At 75.5% G+C, this 16604-nt stretch carries 15 protein-coding genes; 10 read left to right on the top strand and 5 right to left on the bottom strand.

Going from position 1 to position 16604, the window contains the following annotated elements; all coding sequences use genetic code 11:
• Positions 1-38 precede the first annotated feature (38 nt).
• Positions 39-713, bottom strand: coding sequence for an O-methyltransferase (locus tag BJ989_RS15045; protein ID WP_179518894.1), 675 nt, complete (start codon positions 711-713; stop codon positions 39-41).
• Positions 714-927: 214 nt separating this feature from the next.
• Here BJ989_RS15045 and sigE point away from each other — a divergent pair, with 214 nt between their 5' ends.
• The 3 genes from sigE to BJ989_RS15030 all read left to right on the top strand — a co-directional run bounded on the left by sigE (position 928) and on the right by BJ989_RS15030 (position 3429).
• Positions 928-1527, top strand: a complete 600-nt coding sequence (gene sigE, locus BJ989_RS15040) for an RNA polymerase sigma factor SigE (protein WP_179519680.1) — start codon at positions 928-930, stop codon at positions 1525-1527.
• The gene (locus BJ989_RS15035; RefSeq protein ID WP_179518893.1) at positions 1524-2042 is read left to right on the top strand and encodes a zf-HC2 domain-containing protein; all 519 of its coding nucleotides are present in this window, start codon (positions 1524-1526) and stop codon (positions 2040-2042) included. Before sigE ends, BJ989_RS15035 begins: the two co-directional genes overlap by 4 nt.
• Positions 2043-2103: 61 nt before the next feature.
• Entirely contained in the window at positions 2104-3429 is a 1326-nt protein-coding gene (locus BJ989_RS15030) for a S1C family serine protease (RefSeq protein WP_179518892.1), read from the top strand.
• A gap of 43 nt (positions 3430-3472) precedes the next feature.
• Here the strand turns inward: BJ989_RS15030 and BJ989_RS15025 are convergent, their stop codons facing one another.
• A complete protein-coding gene (locus BJ989_RS15025) occupies positions 3473-3709 on the bottom strand; it encodes a helix-turn-helix domain-containing protein (protein ID WP_179518891.1) in 237 nt (78 codons plus the stop codon).
• A gap of 156 nt (positions 3710-3865) precedes the next feature.
• Here BJ989_RS15025 and BJ989_RS15020 point away from each other — a divergent pair, with 156 nt between their 5' ends.
• On the top strand, positions 3866-4528 hold the full coding sequence (locus BJ989_RS15020) for a hypothetical protein (RefSeq protein WP_179518890.1): 663 nt from the start codon (positions 3866-3868) through the stop codon (positions 4526-4528).
• 12 nt (positions 4529-4540) lie between these two features.
• Positions 4541-5908 (top strand): CpaE/TadZ family protein, encoded by a 1368-nt coding sequence (locus BJ989_RS15015; protein ID WP_179518889.1) that lies wholly within the window; start codon positions 4541-4543, stop codon positions 5906-5908.
• Here the strand turns inward: BJ989_RS15015 and BJ989_RS15010 are convergent.
• Both BJ989_RS15010 and BJ989_RS15005 read right to left on the bottom strand, forming a co-directional pair.
• A complete protein-coding gene (locus BJ989_RS15010; RefSeq protein ID WP_343049407.1) occupies positions 5871-7268 on the bottom strand; it encodes a hypothetical protein in 1398 nt (465 codons plus the stop codon). The two genes, BJ989_RS15015 and BJ989_RS15010, sit on opposite strands and share 38 nt — an antisense overlap.
• Before the next feature lies 1 nt (position 7269).
• Entirely contained in the window at positions 7270-7755 is a 486-nt protein-coding gene (locus BJ989_RS15005; protein WP_179518888.1) for a hypothetical protein, read from the bottom strand.
• A 150-nt stretch (positions 7756-7905) separates the two neighbouring features.
• Between BJ989_RS15005 and BJ989_RS15000 the strand changes: the two genes are divergently transcribed.
• The 3 genes from BJ989_RS15000 (at position 7906) to BJ989_RS14990 (ending at position 10258) form a co-directional block, all read left to right on the top strand.
• Positions 7906-9360 carry a wax ester/triacylglycerol synthase family O-acyltransferase gene (locus tag BJ989_RS15000; protein ID WP_179518887.1) on the top strand — a complete coding sequence of 485 codons (1455 nt, stop codon included), beginning with the start codon at positions 7906-7908 and terminating at the stop codon, positions 9358-9360.
• Positions 9357-9803 carry a DUF6912 family protein gene (locus tag BJ989_RS14995; protein WP_179518886.1) on the top strand — a complete coding sequence of 149 codons (447 nt, stop codon included), beginning with the start codon at positions 9357-9359 and terminating at the stop codon, positions 9801-9803. The genes BJ989_RS15000 and BJ989_RS14995 overlap by 4 nt, the downstream gene beginning before the upstream one ends.
• 170 nt (positions 9804-9973) lie before the next feature.
• Positions 9974-10258 (top strand): hypothetical protein, encoded by a 285-nt coding sequence (locus BJ989_RS14990; protein WP_179518885.1) that lies wholly within the window; start codon positions 9974-9976, stop codon positions 10256-10258.
• On the opposite strand, the gene BJ989_RS14985 is transcribed toward BJ989_RS14990, so the two are convergent.
• Positions 10243-10710, bottom strand: a complete 468-nt coding sequence (locus BJ989_RS14985) for a DUF2505 domain-containing protein (protein WP_179518884.1) — start codon at positions 10708-10710, stop codon at positions 10243-10245. The genes BJ989_RS14990 and BJ989_RS14985 overlap by 16 nt on opposite strands.
• A 58-nt stretch (positions 10711-10768) precedes the next feature.
• On the opposite strand from BJ989_RS14985, the gene BJ989_RS14980 reads away from it, so the two are divergent.
• Both BJ989_RS14980 and BJ989_RS14975 read left to right on the top strand, forming a co-directional pair.
• A complete protein-coding gene (locus BJ989_RS14980) occupies positions 10769-11599 on the top strand; it encodes a tryptophan 2,3-dioxygenase family protein (RefSeq protein ID WP_343049406.1) in 831 nt (276 codons plus the stop codon).
• An 81-nt stretch (positions 11600-11680) separates the two neighbouring features.
• Entirely contained in the window at positions 11681-16591 is a 4911-nt protein-coding gene (locus BJ989_RS14975; protein WP_179518882.1) for an NAD-glutamate dehydrogenase domain-containing protein, read from the top strand.
• The last annotated feature ends 13 nt before the right edge of the window (positions 16592-16604 follow it).

Below are 16604 nucleotides of genomic sequence, written 5' to 3'. Positions count from 1 at the left end.
CCCGCCGCGGGTCAGCCCGCCCGGGTCAGTCGCCCGGGTCAGTCGCCCGGTGCCCACTCCTTCTTGGCCAGGAGCAGGCCGTCGCCGACGGGCAGCAGCAGCGGCACCAGCGAGTCGTGGGCCGCGATCGTGCGGCCGAGCTCGCGGATCGCGACGGTCTGCTCGTCGCGCTGGGCCGGGTCGGCCACGCGGTCGTGCCACAGCGCGTTGTCGAAGACCACCACGCCACCGGGGCGCAGCAGTCGCATCGCCTCGTCGAGGTAGGCGGCGTACTCGCGCTTGTCCCCGTCGCAGAAGACCAGGTCGTAGTGGCCGTCGGTCAGCCGGGGGAGCACCTCGAGCGCAGCGCCGGGGATGGTGCGGGCGCGCGAGGCGGCGATGCCGGCCTCCGCGAAGGTCTGCTTGGCCAGGCGCTGGTGCTCGGCCTCGACGTCGACAGTGGTGAGCACGCCGTCGGAGCGCATGCCGCGCAGCAGCCACAGCCCGGACACGCCGGTGCCGGTGCCGACCTCGACCACCGCGCGCGCGTCGAGCACGGCGGCCAGGAAGCGAAGCGCCGCGCCGGCGCCCGGCCCGACCGGGGTCACCCCGACCTCGTCGGCGCGGGCGCGTGCGGCCGCGAGGACGTCGTCCTCGCCCACGAAGCCCTCCGCGTAGGTCCAGCTCGCGCTGCTGACCGGGGTCCCCGGGGTCCCCGGGGTCGTCGTCGACATGGCGGCGACCCTACCGGCAGCCGGCGCCGCGGTGCGGCAGCCGGCACGGGAACGACGGCGGCCCGCGGTGCGTTGTGAGCGGTGCCGGCCCGAGCGGACCCACAGCCTGCTCTCAGCCGCACCTCAGCCCCGACCCCTAGCGTGAGGAGCGCCCGTGCTGCGCCCCGCAGCCACCCGCACCCCGGTCACCGCACCGACCGACCAGGAGCCACCCGTGGACACCGACGCCGCCTCGTCCGACCCGACCGGGCCGCAGCGCGACGAGCCGCAGCAGGGCGTGCCCACCTGGGACGAGATCGTCGACCGGCACACCGACCGGGTCTACCGCCTCGCCTACCGCCTCACGGGCAACCGGCACGACGCCGAGGACCTCACGCAGGAGGTCTTCGTGCGGGTCTTCCGCTCGCTGTCGACCTACAGCCCGGGCACCTTCGAGGGCTGGCTGCACCGCATCACGACCAACCTCTTCCTCGACCAGGCCCGCCGCCGGCAGCGCATCCGCTTCGACGCGCTGTCCGACGAGCGCGCCGCCCGCCTCGCGAGCTCGGCGCCGCACCCCGGGGAGGCGTACGCCGCCCGCACGTTCGACGACGACGTCGAGGCCGCGCTGGCCACCTTGACCCCCGACTTCCGTGCCGCGGTCGTGCTGTGCGACGTCGAGGGCCTCACCTACGAGGAGATCGCCGAGATCCTCGGCGTCAAGCTCGGCACGGTGCGCTCGCGCATCCACCGCGGCCGGGCCCAGCTGCGCCGGGCGCTGGCCCACCGCGAGCCTGCCGCCGGTCGGGAGCGCTACGCCGGGGCGGGGTCGTGAGGGGTCACCTCGGCAGCCGCGTCAGCGCCCTCCTCGACGGCCAGCTCGACCCGGCAGAGGAGGAGCGCGCCTGGGCGCACGTGCACGCCTGCCACGCGTGTCGCGACCTGGTCGAGCGCGAGGGCTGGGTGAAGACCCGCCTCGCGGGCCTCGCCGGCGGTGCGCCCGCCCCGGGTGCCCCCGAGTCGTTGCGCGGGTCGCTGCTGCGCGGGGCGTCCACGGGCCCGCTGCACGCGCCGGTGAGCCTGGCGGCCGGCCCCGCGACCGGCGGGTCGGCCGGTCGCGCGCGCGGCGTGCTCCTCGGCGGCAGCGCGGTGGGCATGGCGTTCGCCGGGGTGCTCGCGCTCGGGCTCGCCCCGGCCGACCTGCCGCGCCGACCCGCGCCAGCCGACCTGAGCCGGGTGACCCCGGGCCCGGTGCCGGCCGGCTCCGCGACCACGGGTCCCGCCGAGCTGCCCGGCGGCCTGCCTGCACCGGCCCACCCGCTGGTGCGCACGGCGGTCGGCGGACGCTGACCGCGCGTCCTCGGTCGAGGTCGAAGCGCTGCCCCCTGGGGTGACGGGGGATGATGGCGCCATGGACGACGAGCAGGACCAGACCCGGCCGCTGGCGCCGCAGCAGCCGGCACCGCGGCCCTTCGGCCCGCCCGAGGCCCCCACGTGGGGCGCACCGGCGGGGCCGGCCGGGCCTGCGGGGCCGGGTGGTCCGGCTGGCCCGGGTGGTCCGGCCGGTCCGGCTGGTCCGGGCACCGGCTACCAGCCGTGGGGCGACCCCCTCCCGCCCTCGCTGCCGCCCGCCACGAAGGCGCGGGTGCCGGCCTGGCTGTGGCCGGCGGTCTGCGCCCTCGCCCTGGTGCTCGGCCTGGTCGGGGGTGCCGTGGGCGCCGCGGTGGTGCAGCTCGCGGAGCGCGACGTGCCCGGGTTGGTGCCCGGCGGCCTCGACGACGTCGACACGGTCTCGGAGCCGCCGCTCGAGGCCGAGAACGGCTCGGTCGCCGCGGTGGCGCAGCAGCTGCTGCCGAGCACCGTGCAGATCCTCGCCGACCTCGAGGGCGAGGAGGGCGGGGCGACCGGCTCGGGCTTCGTGCTCGACCGCCAGGGCCACATCGTCACCAACAACCACGTCGTGGAGGGCGCGGCCGAGGGCGGCGAGATCCAGGTCGTCGGTCAGGACGGGGAGCGCTACCCGGCCGAGATCGTCGGCCGCAGCCCCGTCTACGACCTCGCCGTGCTCGTCGTGCGGGACGCGCGCGGCCTGCAGCCGGCCTCGCTCGGTGCCTCGGGCGACCTCGCCGTCGGCGAGACCGTGGTCGCCTTCGGCTCGCCGCTGGGCCTCAGCTCGACCGTCACGGCCGGCATCGTCAGTGCGCTCGACCGCCCGGTGACGACCGGCGGCAGCGACGACACGTCGTACATCAACGCGGTGCAGACCGACGCGGCGATCAACCCCGGCAACTCCGGCGGCCCGCTGGTCGACCTGCGTGGGCAGGTGGTCGGCGTGAACTCCGCGATCGCCACCACCGGCGGCGGCTTCGGCGGCGAGTCGGGCAACATCGGGGTCGGCTTCGCGATCCCGATCGAGCAGGTCAAGGTGACCGCCGACCAGATCCTGCGCACGGGCGAGGCGCGCTACCCCGTCATCGGCGCGCAGGTGCGCACCGGCGGTCGCACCGACGGCACCGGGGCCCTCATCGACGAGGTCAACGACGGCACCCCCGCCGACCGGGCCGGCCTGCGGCAGGGCGACCGCGTGGTGGAGGTCGACGACCAGCTCGTCACCGACGGCATCTCGCTGATCGTGGCCATTCGCACCCACCAGCCGGGGGAGACCATCCCCTTCACGGTGGTGCGCGACGGCGAGGAGCTCACCCTCGACGTGACGCTGGGCGCCGAGGTCGGCTGACGCGGGTCGTCGCAGCCGGGTCGGCACCCCCGGTCGGAGCCGGTCAGGACTCCTGATCGGCGTCGACGAAGGGGTGGGTGTCGACGAAGTCGCGGGTCTCGGCGTACATCCGCTGGATGAACTCCTCGAGCTGGCTGGCCTCGACGCGCCACTGGCCCCGGCCGCCGATCTTGATCGCGGGCAGGTCGCCGCGCCGCACGAGCGCGTAGACCTGCGCGCTCGAGGTGTTGAGCACCTCCGCCACGTCGGCGAGCGTGAGGAAGCGGGGCGAGCCGGGCATGGGCCCACTCTGCCACCTCCCGTCCCACCCGTCCCGTCGCCACCCGGTGCCTGTGGACGACGCGTGCGGAGCGGGCTCCCGGCGTTGCACCATGGGCCCGTGAGACGTCTCGGGAGGTCGGAGCAGGGGCCGGTCGGCCCCACCAGGTCGGGCAGCGTGGCGGGCCCCGCGCCGGCGGGTGGCGTCGGGGCGCCGGCGGCCGCGACGCGGGCGAGCGCGCCCGGCTGGCGCGACCCGCGGCTGTGGGTCGGCGTCGTGCTGGTCGCCGGCTGCGTGCTGCTGGGGGCGCGCGTGGTGGGCGGCGCCGACCGCACCGTGCAGGTGTGGGCGACGGCGGTCGACCTCGGCGCCGGCGACACCCTGGCGCCCGACGACCTGGTCGCACGCCGGGTGCGCTTCGCCGAGGAGGCGGAGCTCGCGCGCTACCTCCGGGCCGACGAGCCGCTCCCCGCCGACCTCGGCGTCCTGCGCCCCGTCGGCGCCGGCGAGCTGCTGCCGCGCGCCGCCCTCGGTGACACCTCCACGGCCGGTGTCGTCGAGGTGCCCCTCAGCGTCGCCCCGGGTGCGGTGCCCGCCTCGGTGGTGCAGGGCTCCGTGGTCGACGTCTACGTCGCCGGCGTCGGCACCGAGCCCGGTGCGCCCGCGCGGCTCGTCCTCGACGACGTGGTGGTCGTCGACGCGCCGGCCGTGAGCGAGGGGTTCGGCTCGACCGGGGAGCGCCAGGTCGTCCTCGCCGTCGGCGAGGACCAGGCCGACCAGCTCGCCCGCGCGCTCGGCGCCGCCGCGGGCGGGGCGGTCACGATCACGCGGCAGGGCTGAGCGGTGCGCTGCGTGCTGGTCACGGCCGCCGGCGCCGCCTGGGAGACGCGCGCCCTCGCGCTCTTCGAGGGCCGCCCCGAGGTGGTGCTGCTCAAGCGGTGCGTCGACGTCGACGACCTGATGGCGGCCGCGACCTCGGGCCAGGCCGACGCTGCCGTCGTCGCGCTCGACGCCCCCGGGCTCGACGCCACCGCGGTCGAGCACCTGCGCCGCCACCGGGTCGCCCCGCTCGTGGTCGCGGCCGTCGACGGCTCCGCCGAGGCCGCGCGCACCCGCGCCCAGCGCATCGGCTCGCCCGCGCTGCTGCCCGAGGCCGAGGTCGACCGCCTCGTCGAGGCCGTCCTCGCCCTGCCGCAGCTCGACGAGGCCGACGCCGGCGCGCCCGCGGCGGCGCCCGACCTCCCGGGCGTCCTCGGCGTCGACCCGCACGCGGGCGTCCCGGCCGGCGCGGAGGCGTCGCGTCTCGCCGGAGCCGCCGTCCCAGGCACGGCGCCGCAGGGCGGCACCCGGGTCGTGGTCTGGGGGCCGACCGGAGCTCCCGGGCGCACGACGGTGGCGGTGGGCATCGCGGCCGCCGTCGCCGCCCGGGCGGGTGCGCCCCGTCCCGTGCTGCTCGTCGACGCCGACCCCTGGGGCGGCGCGGTGGCCCAGCACCTCGGTGTCCTCGACGAGGTCTCCGGCGTGCTCGCGGCCGCCCGGCTCACCAGCTCGGGCGAGCTGGCGGAGCGCTTCGCGGAGGTGCCGCGGGCGGTCGGCGAGCGGCTGCACGTCGTGACCGGCCTGCCGCGGCCCGACCGGTGGAGCGAGGTGCGGGCGGGCGTGCTCGACCACCTCCTCGAGCTCGCCGTCGGCGGCGCCGACGTCGTGGTCGACACCGGGCCGAGCCTGGAGGAGGACCCGGTCGACCTCGGCAGCGTGCGTCCCGGACGCCAGCAGCTGACGCTCGAGGCGGTCGACGCCGCCGACGAGCTCGTCGTGGTCGGGGCGGCCGACCCGGTCGGCCTCGCCCGGCTCGCGCGCGGCCTCGTCGAGCTGCGCGAGCGCACGGGCGGCCGACCGGTGCACGTCGTGGTCAACCGCATGCGTCCCTCGCTCGGCTGGGGCGAGCGCGAGGTCGCCGGCATGGTCGAGGGCTTCACCCGCGTCGCGAGCCTCCACGTGCTGCCCGACGACCGTGCCGGTGCCGACGCGGCGCTCGTCGCCGGGCGGAGCCTGGTCGAGACGGGCGACAGCGCACTGGGGCGCGCGCTCGACGCCGTGGCCGAGGCGGTGCTCCCGGGCCCCGGACCCGCGGCTGCCGGTGCGCGGCGGGGTCCCCGGGGGGCGCGGGGGCCGCGGGGGCTCAGGCGGCGAAGAGCAGGTAGAGCCCGCCGGCGGTGAAGGCCACCATCACGACCAGCAGCGGCAGCTGCCCGGTCAGCTGGTGGCGGCGCGGCAGCACCTGGATCGAGCGCTCGTGCGCGGCCACCACGCCGAGCACGTGGCCGACGACGACCGCGAGCACCTTCGTCACGGCCAGGAAGGTGGGGTGGTAGGCCAACCAGTAGTTCACCGACCAGTCGCCGGTGCCGAGCAGGTCGCTGCCGTTGCTGAGCGGGTCGCTCATGAGGATGACCGTCTGCTGCCCGGTCTGCACGAGGTAGCTGAGGTAGTGCGCCACGACGTAGCCCACGATGATCGGCACCACCGAGTGCGCGAAGAGGCCGGGGAGGGCGCGCCGCGGGTGGCCCTCGGCGGGGTACGCCGCGGTGGCGGCGGCGAGCAGCGCACCGACCACCACGCAGAAGGCCAGCAGCACCAGGTTGTTCAGCGCGATCGCGAGGGTGCGGTCGAGGGACTGGGTCAGCTGCAGCCAGGCGCTCGCGTCGCGGAAGGAGTCGTAGGCGGTGCTGCCGAAGAGCACCGCGACGACGGCGACCAGGCCCGGTCGGGGCGGGGTGCGGTCGAGGTTGGCCAGCGGGCTGCGCACGACCAGCTCGCGCGCCGTGCCGTCGCGGCCGTCCGCGGCCGCGATGCCGGACGCACCGGTGCGGTCGCGCCAGCCCCACACCGACATCCGCGCGACCATCGTGGAGTAGACCTCGAACGGGTCGGCGCGGGCGTAGAAGGTGCTGCCGAAGACCGCGCCGCCCACCAGCATCGCGGCGACGTAGAGCGCGAACCACAGCCGCACCGGCCCGAGCTCGGTGGAGTAGGGGTAGACCAGCTCGAGCCAGACGAAGGCGAAGAGGCCGAGCGCGGCCGGCCAGTAGCCGAGGCGCTCGGGGTAGCGTCGCAGGCCGGTGTCGGGGTCGCTGCCGGCGAGCTTGGCAAAGGCCAGGTTGACCGTGCGGACCGGGCTGATCGCCTTCCAGAACGGGCCGAGGAGCAGCGAGGCGGGCACGAGGCCGACCCACAGCAGCACGTAGACCATGCCGAAGAACGGGTTGGTCAGCAGGTCCTGGCCGAGGACCGCGGCGAAGGCGGCCCAGCCGAAGAAGAACAGTCCGACGAGGCGCGCGAGCCAGGTGAAGGCCGTGCTCTCGACGAGTCGCTGCAGCCACGCCGGGGCGGGGCGCCCGGCGGCGGGGTCGGCGTACCGCGGGCGTCGCCACGCGACCGCCAGCACGGTGAAGGAGACGGCCAGTGCGGCGGTCGCGCCGACGATCGCGAGCTCGGGCGGGATCGGCAGGTCCTGCGCACCGCCGAGGCCGTGCGCGACGACGAGCCGGTCGTCGCCCACCGGTGCGGGTGCCCCCACGTCAGCGGACTTCGAGCTGGACCAGCGTCACGTCGGGGTCGTGCAGCTCGACCTCGACCAGTCCGGGGGTCTCCACGGTGATGGTGCGCTCGGTCGTGCCGGCGGGGAAGTCGAACTCCGACTCGGGGGTGCTGTGGACGTGCATCTCGCCGGGCTGGTCGGAGGTGATGCGGAAGGTGATGGGCTCGCCGACGGCCGCGCGCACGCGCTCGCCCTTCGGCGTGACCTCGCCACCCTCGATGCTGACGTCCACCACGGTGCCGGGGTCCTCGCTGGGCTCCGCGGCGGGCGTCTCGTCAGGAGTCTCCGAGGCGGTGTCGGCGGGGGTCTCCTCCGAGGTGGCGCTCGGGCTCTCGGAGGTGTCGGTGCCGCTCGCGGCCGGGGTCTCGGCGTCGCTGCCGCAGGCGGTCAGCACCAGGGCGAGGCCCAGGGCTCCGGCAGCGGCACGGGCGGCGGCACGGGTGCGGACAGCGGGGCGGGTCGTCACGGTGTGGTCCTCCGTCGGTCGTTGCGGCGTCCTCTGGCAGGATCCCACGCGAGGCCAACGGCTGCGGGACGGGTCCGCCGGGCGCGTGACCCGGGCCACGCCCGCACCCAGCGGCGGCCAGACCACGAGCCCAGGACGAGGAGACCCACGGTGAGCGAGCGGGTGCGACCGCGCGACCTGGCCTTCCTGGCGCGCGAGACCCCGGCGACGCCCATGCACAACGCCACCGTCGACATCTTCGACGCCGGCCCTGACGGCTTCGACCACGCCGGCCTGCTCTCGCTGATCGAGGACCGCATCGCCTTCGTGCCGCGCTACCGCCAGCGCGTCGTGAGCGTGCCGGGGCGGCTCGCCAACCCGGTGTGGGTCGACGACCCCGACTTCGACCTGCACTTCCACGTGCGGCGCTCCGCGCTGCCCCGGCCGGGCACCCACGAGCAGCTGTGGGACCTCGTGTCGCGCATCGTCTCGCGCCCGCTCGACCGCCACCGCCCGCTGTGGGAGGTCTACGTCGTCGAGGGCCTGGCCGACGGCCACGTCGCGGTGCTGTCCAAGTCCCACCAGGTCCTCGTCGACGGGGTGGAGACCGTCGACCTCGGGCAGGTCCTGCTCGACACGACGCCCGAGGCCCGCACGCTCGAGACCGAGGCGTGGCACCCCCGCCGCCGGCCCTCCGCCGCGCGGCTCGTGCGCGGAGCGGTGCGCGACTCCCTCACCTCGCCCACGACCGTCCTCGACACCGGGCGTGCGACGGCGGGTGCGACGACGCGGCTGCTCCGCGGCGCCACGCAGAGGGCCGGCGCCGTCGCCGGGGCCGTCACGGGTCGCCGCTCCGAGCAGCGCTCGCCGCTGCACGTCGAGCTGTCCGAGCAGCGGCGCTTCGTCACGGTCGCCACCGACCTCGCCGACTACCGCCGGGTGCGCGAGGTGCACGGCGGCACCGTCAACGACGTCGTGCTGGCCACCGTCGCCGGCGGTCTGCGGGGCTGGCTCATGACGCGGCGCGAGTCGATGGGCGGCCTGCGCAGGCTGCGCGCGGTCGTGCCGATGTCGGTGATCGACGACGAGCTCGAGGCCACCTCGCTCGGCACCCAGATCGCGGGCCACCTCGTCGACCTCCCGATCGGAGAGCCGAGCCCGGTGGTGCGGCTGCACCAGGTCTCCTACTCCCTGCAGGCCCACCGCGAGACCGGCCGCGCCGTCGCCGCCAACCGGCTCGCCGGCATCGCCGGTTTCGCCCCGACCACCTTCCACGCGCTCGGCTCGCGGGTCGCCGCGGCGCAGCAGCGCCACGACCCCGACCTCAGCGTCACCAACGTCCCCGGCCCGCAGTTCCCCCTGTACGCCGCGGGGGCGCGCATGGTGGAGAGCTACCCGGTCCACCCGCTCCTGCCGGGCCACGCGCTGGCGATCGGCGTCACGTCCTACGACGGCAAGGTCTTCCTCGGCATCACCGCCGACCGCGACGCCGTGCCCGACGCCGAGACCCTCGCGCAGTGCGTGCGCGAGGCCCTCGAGGAGCTGGTCGACGCCGCCAGCGCCGACCGTCCCCGCGCCCCGCGCGGTCGCACGCCGGTGCGTCCGCCCCGCCCGGACGACACGTGAGCACCCGCGTCTACGTGCCGGTCACCGCGACCGGGCTCGCCGCACTCGTCGCCGACGGCCGGTTGGCCGGCCCGCTGCGCGCCCACGCCGTCACGCCCGCCCTGGCCGAGGCCTGGGCGGCAGCCGGCGGCGGGAGCGACGAGGAGGAGCTCGAGCTCGTCGCCCTGGAGGCCGCGGCCGACGCCAGCTGGCACGCCCGCGGGCCCGCCGACCCGCCGCGCCGCCACGTGGTGGCCGCCGACGTCCCCGCGGTCGAGGGTCTCCTCACCAACGGGGTCGACCCCGACGACCCGAGCCTCGTCGAGGTCACCGCCGACATCCCCTGGAAGCGCATCGCCTCCGCCCACGTCGACACCGAGGACCGCACCGCCGGCCCCGACGGCGGAGCACCCGACGACGCCCTCGCCTGGTTCGCCACCCAGGAGATCCGCGACCTCCTCTGACCCGCCGCGTGCGTTCCCGCCGAGGGGTCGCGCGCTGGGGCACGCGGGGCCGCCCGAGGCCGCGGGCTGACGGCGGCGCGCACGTCTCCGGGTCTCCTGCTCGACCACCGGGGTAGGACGCGGCTCAGGTCACAGGGCGCAGGGGACCGACCGGCGGTACGGTGGGGGAGATGTCGACCACCGCGCTGCCCGTCGTGCCGCTGCACCTCGGCGACCTGCACGCCTACGAGCAGCTGCTGGTGCTGCTGCTCGCGTTCGGGCCCTTCGCCGTGCTCGGGGTGGTCGTCGCGGTGCTGCGCCGCCGCGACCTCGCGGCCGAGGACGAGACCGCGGACGCGGCCGCCGTCGACGGTGCCGACGAGGCCGGCTCGCGCAGCCCCGGCACCGCACGCACCCAGCACGCCGGCAGCACGCTGGCCCCGGCAGAGCCGGGCGAGCCTCAGCGCGACAGGTAGTCGCGCCCCACGCGGTTCTCGGCCTTGAGCGCCTTCAGCAGCATGTCGGCGATGAGGCCCTCGATCTTGCCGCCGACGAGCGGGATCGAGACCTTGATGGTCATGTCGACCGTCTCGACGGTGCCGTCGCCCGCGGCGGTGAGGACCGCCGTACCGGTCATGTCGCCGGGCTTGCCCGGGATGGTCACCGCGATCCGGCCGTCGAGGCCGTCCCAGTGCTCGTCCTGGACGATGTGGATCTCGTCGCCGACGAACTTCGTGGCGAAGGACGGGATGCCCTGCGGCGACTGCCACTGCTCGATGACGACGTGGTCGCCGTCGACGCGCACGTCGTGGCGGATCACGCCGGTGGCCTCGCAGACCTCCTCGCGGAAGGCGGGGTCCCGCAGCATCGCGGCGACCCGCTCGGGGGCCGCGTCGTAGGTCAGCTCGTGCACGAGTCGCTTCGCCATGGGCACATCATGGCGCAGCTGGTGCCGCGCCGGGCCGCAGGCTCGCTACGGTGCTGCGGTGAGCGAGGAGGGATTCGTCCGGTTCGGCGAGCAGGGGCACGGCGAGGGGATCGCCGCGGGCCGCCCGCAGCTGACCTACGGCAACTACCTCCGGCTGCCGCAGCTGCTCGACGCCCAGCACCTCGAGTCGGACCCGCCGGCCCACGACGAGCTGCTGTTCATCACGATCCACCAGGTCTACGAGCTGTGGTTCCAGCAGCTCCTCCACGAGGCGGCCGCGGCGCGCGACGCGATGCTGGCACCCGCCGAGGGCCGGGTCTGGTGGGCCCAGCACCTGCTGCAACGGGTGCACGCCGTCGAGCGGGTGCTGGTGCACCAGGTCGACGTGCTCGAGACCATGACCCCGCAGGACTTCCTCGAGTTCCGCCAGCGCCTCGCGCCGGCGAGCGGCTTCCAGTCGGTGCAGTTCCGCGAGCTGGAGTTCCTGTCCGGGGCGCGCGACCCGGCCTACCTCCAGCGCTTCCGCGGCCTCACGCCCGACGAGGAGGCACGGCTGCTGCGCCGGCTCGAGGAGCCGACGCTGTGGGACGGCCTGCTCGCGGTGGTCGCCCACCACGGCCTCCCGGTCGGCACCGACGAGGAGGTGCGGGCCTCCCTGCGCACGGCGGCGCACGACCGCTCGTCGTACGCCGCGGTGTGGGCGCTCGCCGAAGCCCTCCTGCAGCACGACGAGCTGGCCGCCAGCTGGCGTGCGCGGCACGTCGTGATGGTCGAGCGGATGATCGGCGCGCGCTCGGGGACGGGCGGCTCGAGCGGTGCGGGCTACCTCCGCTCGCGGCTGCCGCTGCAGTACTACCCGGTGCTCTGGGACCTGCGCTCGGCGCTCTGACCCGGGCCCGGCTCGGCGCGGCCCTCGACGCGCCCCGGGCCCTGTTGTACGTCTCACGATGCGGGCCCTAAGGTCGCTGAGGTGTCCTCCTCGCTCGACGACCAGAAGGCCGACCTGCTGGACCGGGCGACCGAGGCCGCCCGCTCGGCCCGGGGCAGCGGTGGCCCGCCGCAGGACACCGTCGGCGCGCTGCTGCGCGCCTACTACCGCCACGTCGCGCCGGAGGACCTCCTCGACCGCGGCGAGGTCGACCTGTGGGGCGCGCTGGTCTCGCACTACCGCCTCGCCCAGGAGCGCCCGCAGGGCACGGCCCGCGTCCGCGTCCTGACCCCGGCCGTCGACGAGCAGGGCTGGTCGGCCGGCGGCCACAGCGTCGTCGAGGTCGTCACCGACGACATGCCCTTCCTCGTCGACTCGGTGACCATGGAGCTGACCCGCCAGCACTGCGACGTGCAAGTAGTGGTGCACCCGCAGTTCGAGGTGGTGCGCGACGTCGCCGGCGCCCTGCGCTCGGTCGGCGTGGTCGACGAGACCACCGCCGAGGCCGAGCCGGGCGTGACCCGCGAGTCGTGGATGCACGTCGAGGTCGCCCGCCTCGCCGACGACCCCGACGGCGCGACGACGCAGGCGATCGTCGACGGCCTGCAGCGCGTGCTGCGCGACGTGCGCGAGTCGGTCGAGGACTGGGACAAGATGCAGGCCCGGGTCGCGGAGATCACCGAGGAGCTGCGCACCAGCCCGCCCGACCTGCCCGACGAGGAGGTCCGCCAGGGCCGCGAGCTGCTGAGCTGGCTGGCCGAGGACCACTTCACCTTCCTCGGCTACCGCGAGTACACCCTGGCCGACCAGGAGCCCGACGGCTCCGAGGTGCTCTGTGCCGTGCCCGGCTCCGGCCTGGGCATCCTGCGCGCCGACCCCGACCTCAGCGCCGACCCGGGCCGGCTGCCCGCACCGGTCGCGGCCAAGGCCCGCGAGCGCACGCTGCTGGTGCTGGCCAAGGCCAACTCCCGCGCCACGGTGCACCGCTCCGCCTACCTAGACTACGTCGGCGTGAAGACCTTCGACGAGCACGGCGAGGTCACCGGCGAGCGGCGCTTCCTCGGCCTCTTCTCGAGCGCCGCCTACACCGAGTCGCTCACCCGCATCCCGCTGCTGCGCGAGAAGGCCGCCGAGGTGCTGCGCCGCGCCGGCTTCGACCCGCGCAGCCACGCCGGCAAGGCGCTGCTCGACACGCTCGAGAACTACCCCCGCGACGAGCTCTTCCACGCCCCCGTCGACGAGCTCGCCGAGGTCGCCGAGGCCGTGATGTACACCCGCGAGCGCCGCCAGCTGCGGCTCTTCGTGCGCCGCGACACCTACGGCCGCTACCTCTCCTGCCTGGTCTACCTGCCGCGCGACCGCTACAACACCGGCGTCCGCGAGCGGATGACCGCGATCCTGGAGCAGCGCCTCGGCGGCGGCACCGTCGAGTTCAACGCCCGCATCACCGAGTCGACGCTGGCACGGGTGCACTTCACCGTGCGCCCGCCGCAGGGCGAGCTCGTGGCCGACGTCGACACCGAGGACCTCGAGCGCCGCCTGGCCGACGCCTCGCGCTCGTGGCGCGACGACTTCCTCGCCGCGGTCGTCGACGAGTACGGCGAGGCGACCGGCACGCGGTGGGGACGGGCGTACGCCGACTCCTTCCCGGAGGCCTACAAGGAGGACTTCAGCGCCCGCACCGCGGCGGTCGACGTGGGCCGGATCGACGCCCTCGCGCTCGACCCCGAGACCGGGGAGGGCTTCGACGTCGCGCTGCAGGAGCGCGTCGACGCGGGGCGCGGCGAGGCGCGGCTGAAGGTCTACCGCGTCGGGCCGCACCTCTCGCTCTCCGGCATCCTGCCGATGCTGGCCTCGCTCGGCGTCGAGGTCGTCGACGAGCGGCCCTACGGGCTCGAGGGGATGCCCCACGACACCCACGTCTACGAGTTCGGCCTGCGCGCCGGCGGAGAGCTCCCGCCGGGCGCCCGCGCCGGCGTGCAGGACGCCGTGCGCGCCATGTGGGACGGCCGCTGCGAGGTCGACGGCTTCAACCGCCTGGTGCTCGCCGCCGGGCTGACGTGGCGGCAGGCGAGCCTGCTGCGGGCCTACGCGAAGTACCAGAAGCAGGGCGGCACGCCCTTCGCCCTCGACTACATCGAGGAGGCGCTGGTCGCCAACGTCGACCTCACGCGGATGCTCGTGCAGCTCTTCGAGGCCCGCTTCGACCCGGGCCGCGACGGGCTGCCGGCCGACGCCGAGGCGCGCGTCGCCAAGGTCGAGGCGGTCGAGGAGCGGATCACCCGCGCGCTCGACGACGTGGTGTCCCTCGACCACGACCGCATCCTGCGCTCCTACCTCACCCTCGTGCGCGCGACCGTGCGCACCAACTGGTGGCAGCGCACCGACGACGGCGAGCCCAAGCCCTACGTCGCCTTCAAGCTCGAGCCCGCCGCCGTCCCCGAGCTGCCCGAGCCCCGGCCGCGCCACGAGATCTTCGTCTACTCGCCCCGCGTCGAGGGCGTGCACCTGCGCTTCGGCCCGGTGGCGCGCGGCGGGCTGCGCTGGTCGGACCGCCGCGACGACTTCCGCACCGAGGTGCTGGGCCTGGTCAAGGCGCAGATGGTCAAGAACACCGTCATCGTGCCGGTGGGCGCGAAGGGCGGCTTCTTCGCCAAGCAGCTGCCCGACACCGGCGACCGCGAGGCGTGGATGGCCGAGGGCGTGGCCTGCTACCGCACCTTCATCTCCGCCCTGCTCGACGTCACCGACGACCTGGTCGACGGCGAGACCGTGCCCCCGCGCGACGTGGTGCGCCACGACGGCGACGACGCCTACCTCGTGGTGGCGGCCGACAAGGGCACCGCGACCTTCTCCGACATCGCCAACGAGCTGGCGCTCTCGCGCGGCTTCTGGCTCGGCGACGCCTTCGCCTCCGGTGGCTCGGTCGGCTACGACCACAAGGCCATGGGGATCACCGCCCGTGGCGCGTGGGTCTCGGTGCAGCGCCACTTCCGCGAGCGCGGCATCGACTGCCAGGCCGAGGACTTCACCTGCGTCGGCATCGGCGACATGTCGGGCGACGTCTTCGGCAACGGGATGCTGTGCTCCGAGCACACCCGCCTCGTCGCGGCCTTCGACCACCGCCACGTCTTCCTCGACCCCGACCCCGACGCGGCCACGTCCTACGACGAGCGCAAGCGGCTCTACGACCTGCCGCGCTCCTCGTGGGCCGACTACGACACCTCCCTGATCTCGGAGGGCGGCGGGGTCTTCCCGCGCTCGGCGAAGTCGGTGCCGATCAGCCCCCAGGTGCGTCGCGCGCTCGGCCTGGCCGACGACGTGGCCTCGCTGACGCCCGCCGAGCTGATGCGGGCGGTGCTGCTCGCGCCCGTCGACCTGCTCTGGAACGGCGGCATCGGCACCTACGTCAAGGCCTCCACCGAGTCGCACGCCGACGCCGGCGACAAGGCCAACGACGCGATCCGCGTCGACGGCCGCGACCTGCGCGCCCACTGCGTCGGGGAGGGTGGCAACCTCGGTCTCACCCAGCGCGGTCGCATCGAGTACGCCCTCCACGGCGGTCCTGCCGGCGAGGGCGGGCGCGTCAACACCGACGCCATCGACAACTCCGCCGGCGTCGACACCTCCGACCACGAGGTCAACATCAAGGTGCTGCTCGACGGCGAGGTGGCCGCGGGCGACCTCACCCGCAAGCAGCGCGGCGAGCTGCTCGCCTCGATGACCGACGACGTCGCTGCCCTCGTGCTGCGCGACAACTACGAGCAGAACCTCGCGCTCGCCAACGCCGCGGCCAACGCCGGCCCGCTGCTGCACGTGCACGAGGACTGGATGAAGCAGCTCGAGCGCCGCGGCGTCCTCAACCGCGAGCTCGAGGCGCTGCCCCCGACCCGCGAGGTGCGCGCCCGCCTCGAGCGGGGCCAGGGGCTGACGACGCCCGAGCACGCCGTGCTGATGTCGTGGACCAAGATCGTGCTGGCCGACGAGCTGCTCGCCTCCGACCTGCCCGACGACCCCTACCTGCGCAGCGACCTCTTCGCCTACTTCCCGCAGCGCATGCACCACGCGCACCGCGAGCGGATGGAGTCGCACCCGCTGCGCCGCGAGATCGTCGTGACGCAGGCGGTCAACGACCTGGTCAACGCGGCGGGCACGACCTTCTGGCCGCGGCTCGCGGGGGAGACCGGTGCGAGCGCGCCGGAGCTCGTGCGCGCCAACTTCGTGGCGCGCGAGATCTTCGGGTCGCTGGCACTGCGCGAGGAGCTGGCGTCCTACGACAACCGTGTCGACGCCGCGGTGCAGACCCACGCCCGCCTCGAGATGCGCACCCTCGTCGAGCGCGCGACCCGCTGGCTCGTCACCCACCGGCGCCCCCCGCTCGACAGCGAGGCGACGGTCGACTTCTTCGGGGTCGCGGTGCAGCAGGCGATGGCCGAGCTGCCGGGCCTCATGGGCGGTCGCGAGCAGCGGGCGTACGACGCGCGTCGCGCCGCGCTCGTCGAGCAGGGCCTGCCCGAGGACCTCGCCGGACGTGTCGCGGTGCTGCCGCCGGCGTACACGCTGCTGGGCGTCGTCGAGACCGCCCGCGCCGACGACGTCGACCCGCTGGAGGTGGCGCGGGTGCACTTCGCGCTGGGGGAGCGGCTCGGGCTGCCGGCGCTGCTCGCGCGGGTGCTGACCCTGCCGCGCGCCGACCGGTGGCAGACGATGGCGCGCGCCGCCCTGCGCGACGACGTGCACGCGGTGCACGCCCAGCTCACGCGCCACGTGCTGGCCACGACCACGTCGGGCGAGCCGGCGCCGGCGCGCATCGCCGACTGGGAGGAGGCCGACGCCGTGCTGGTGGGCCGGTCGGTGACGACGCTGGAGGAGATCACCTCCGACGACACCGCCGACCTCGCGCGGATGTCGGTCGGGCTGCGGGTCGTCCGCGGGCTGCTCGCCCCGGGCTGAGCCGGGCGCGTCG

Origin of the sequence: Nocardioides perillae (assembly GCF_013409425.1) — a bacterium.
Lineage (GTDB): Bacteria > Actinomycetota > Actinomycetes > Propionibacteriales > Nocardioidaceae > Nocardioides > Nocardioides perillae.
The sequence above is the reverse complement of the archived record's forward strand: the minus strand, read 5'-3'. Positions and strand labels throughout refer to the sequence as shown.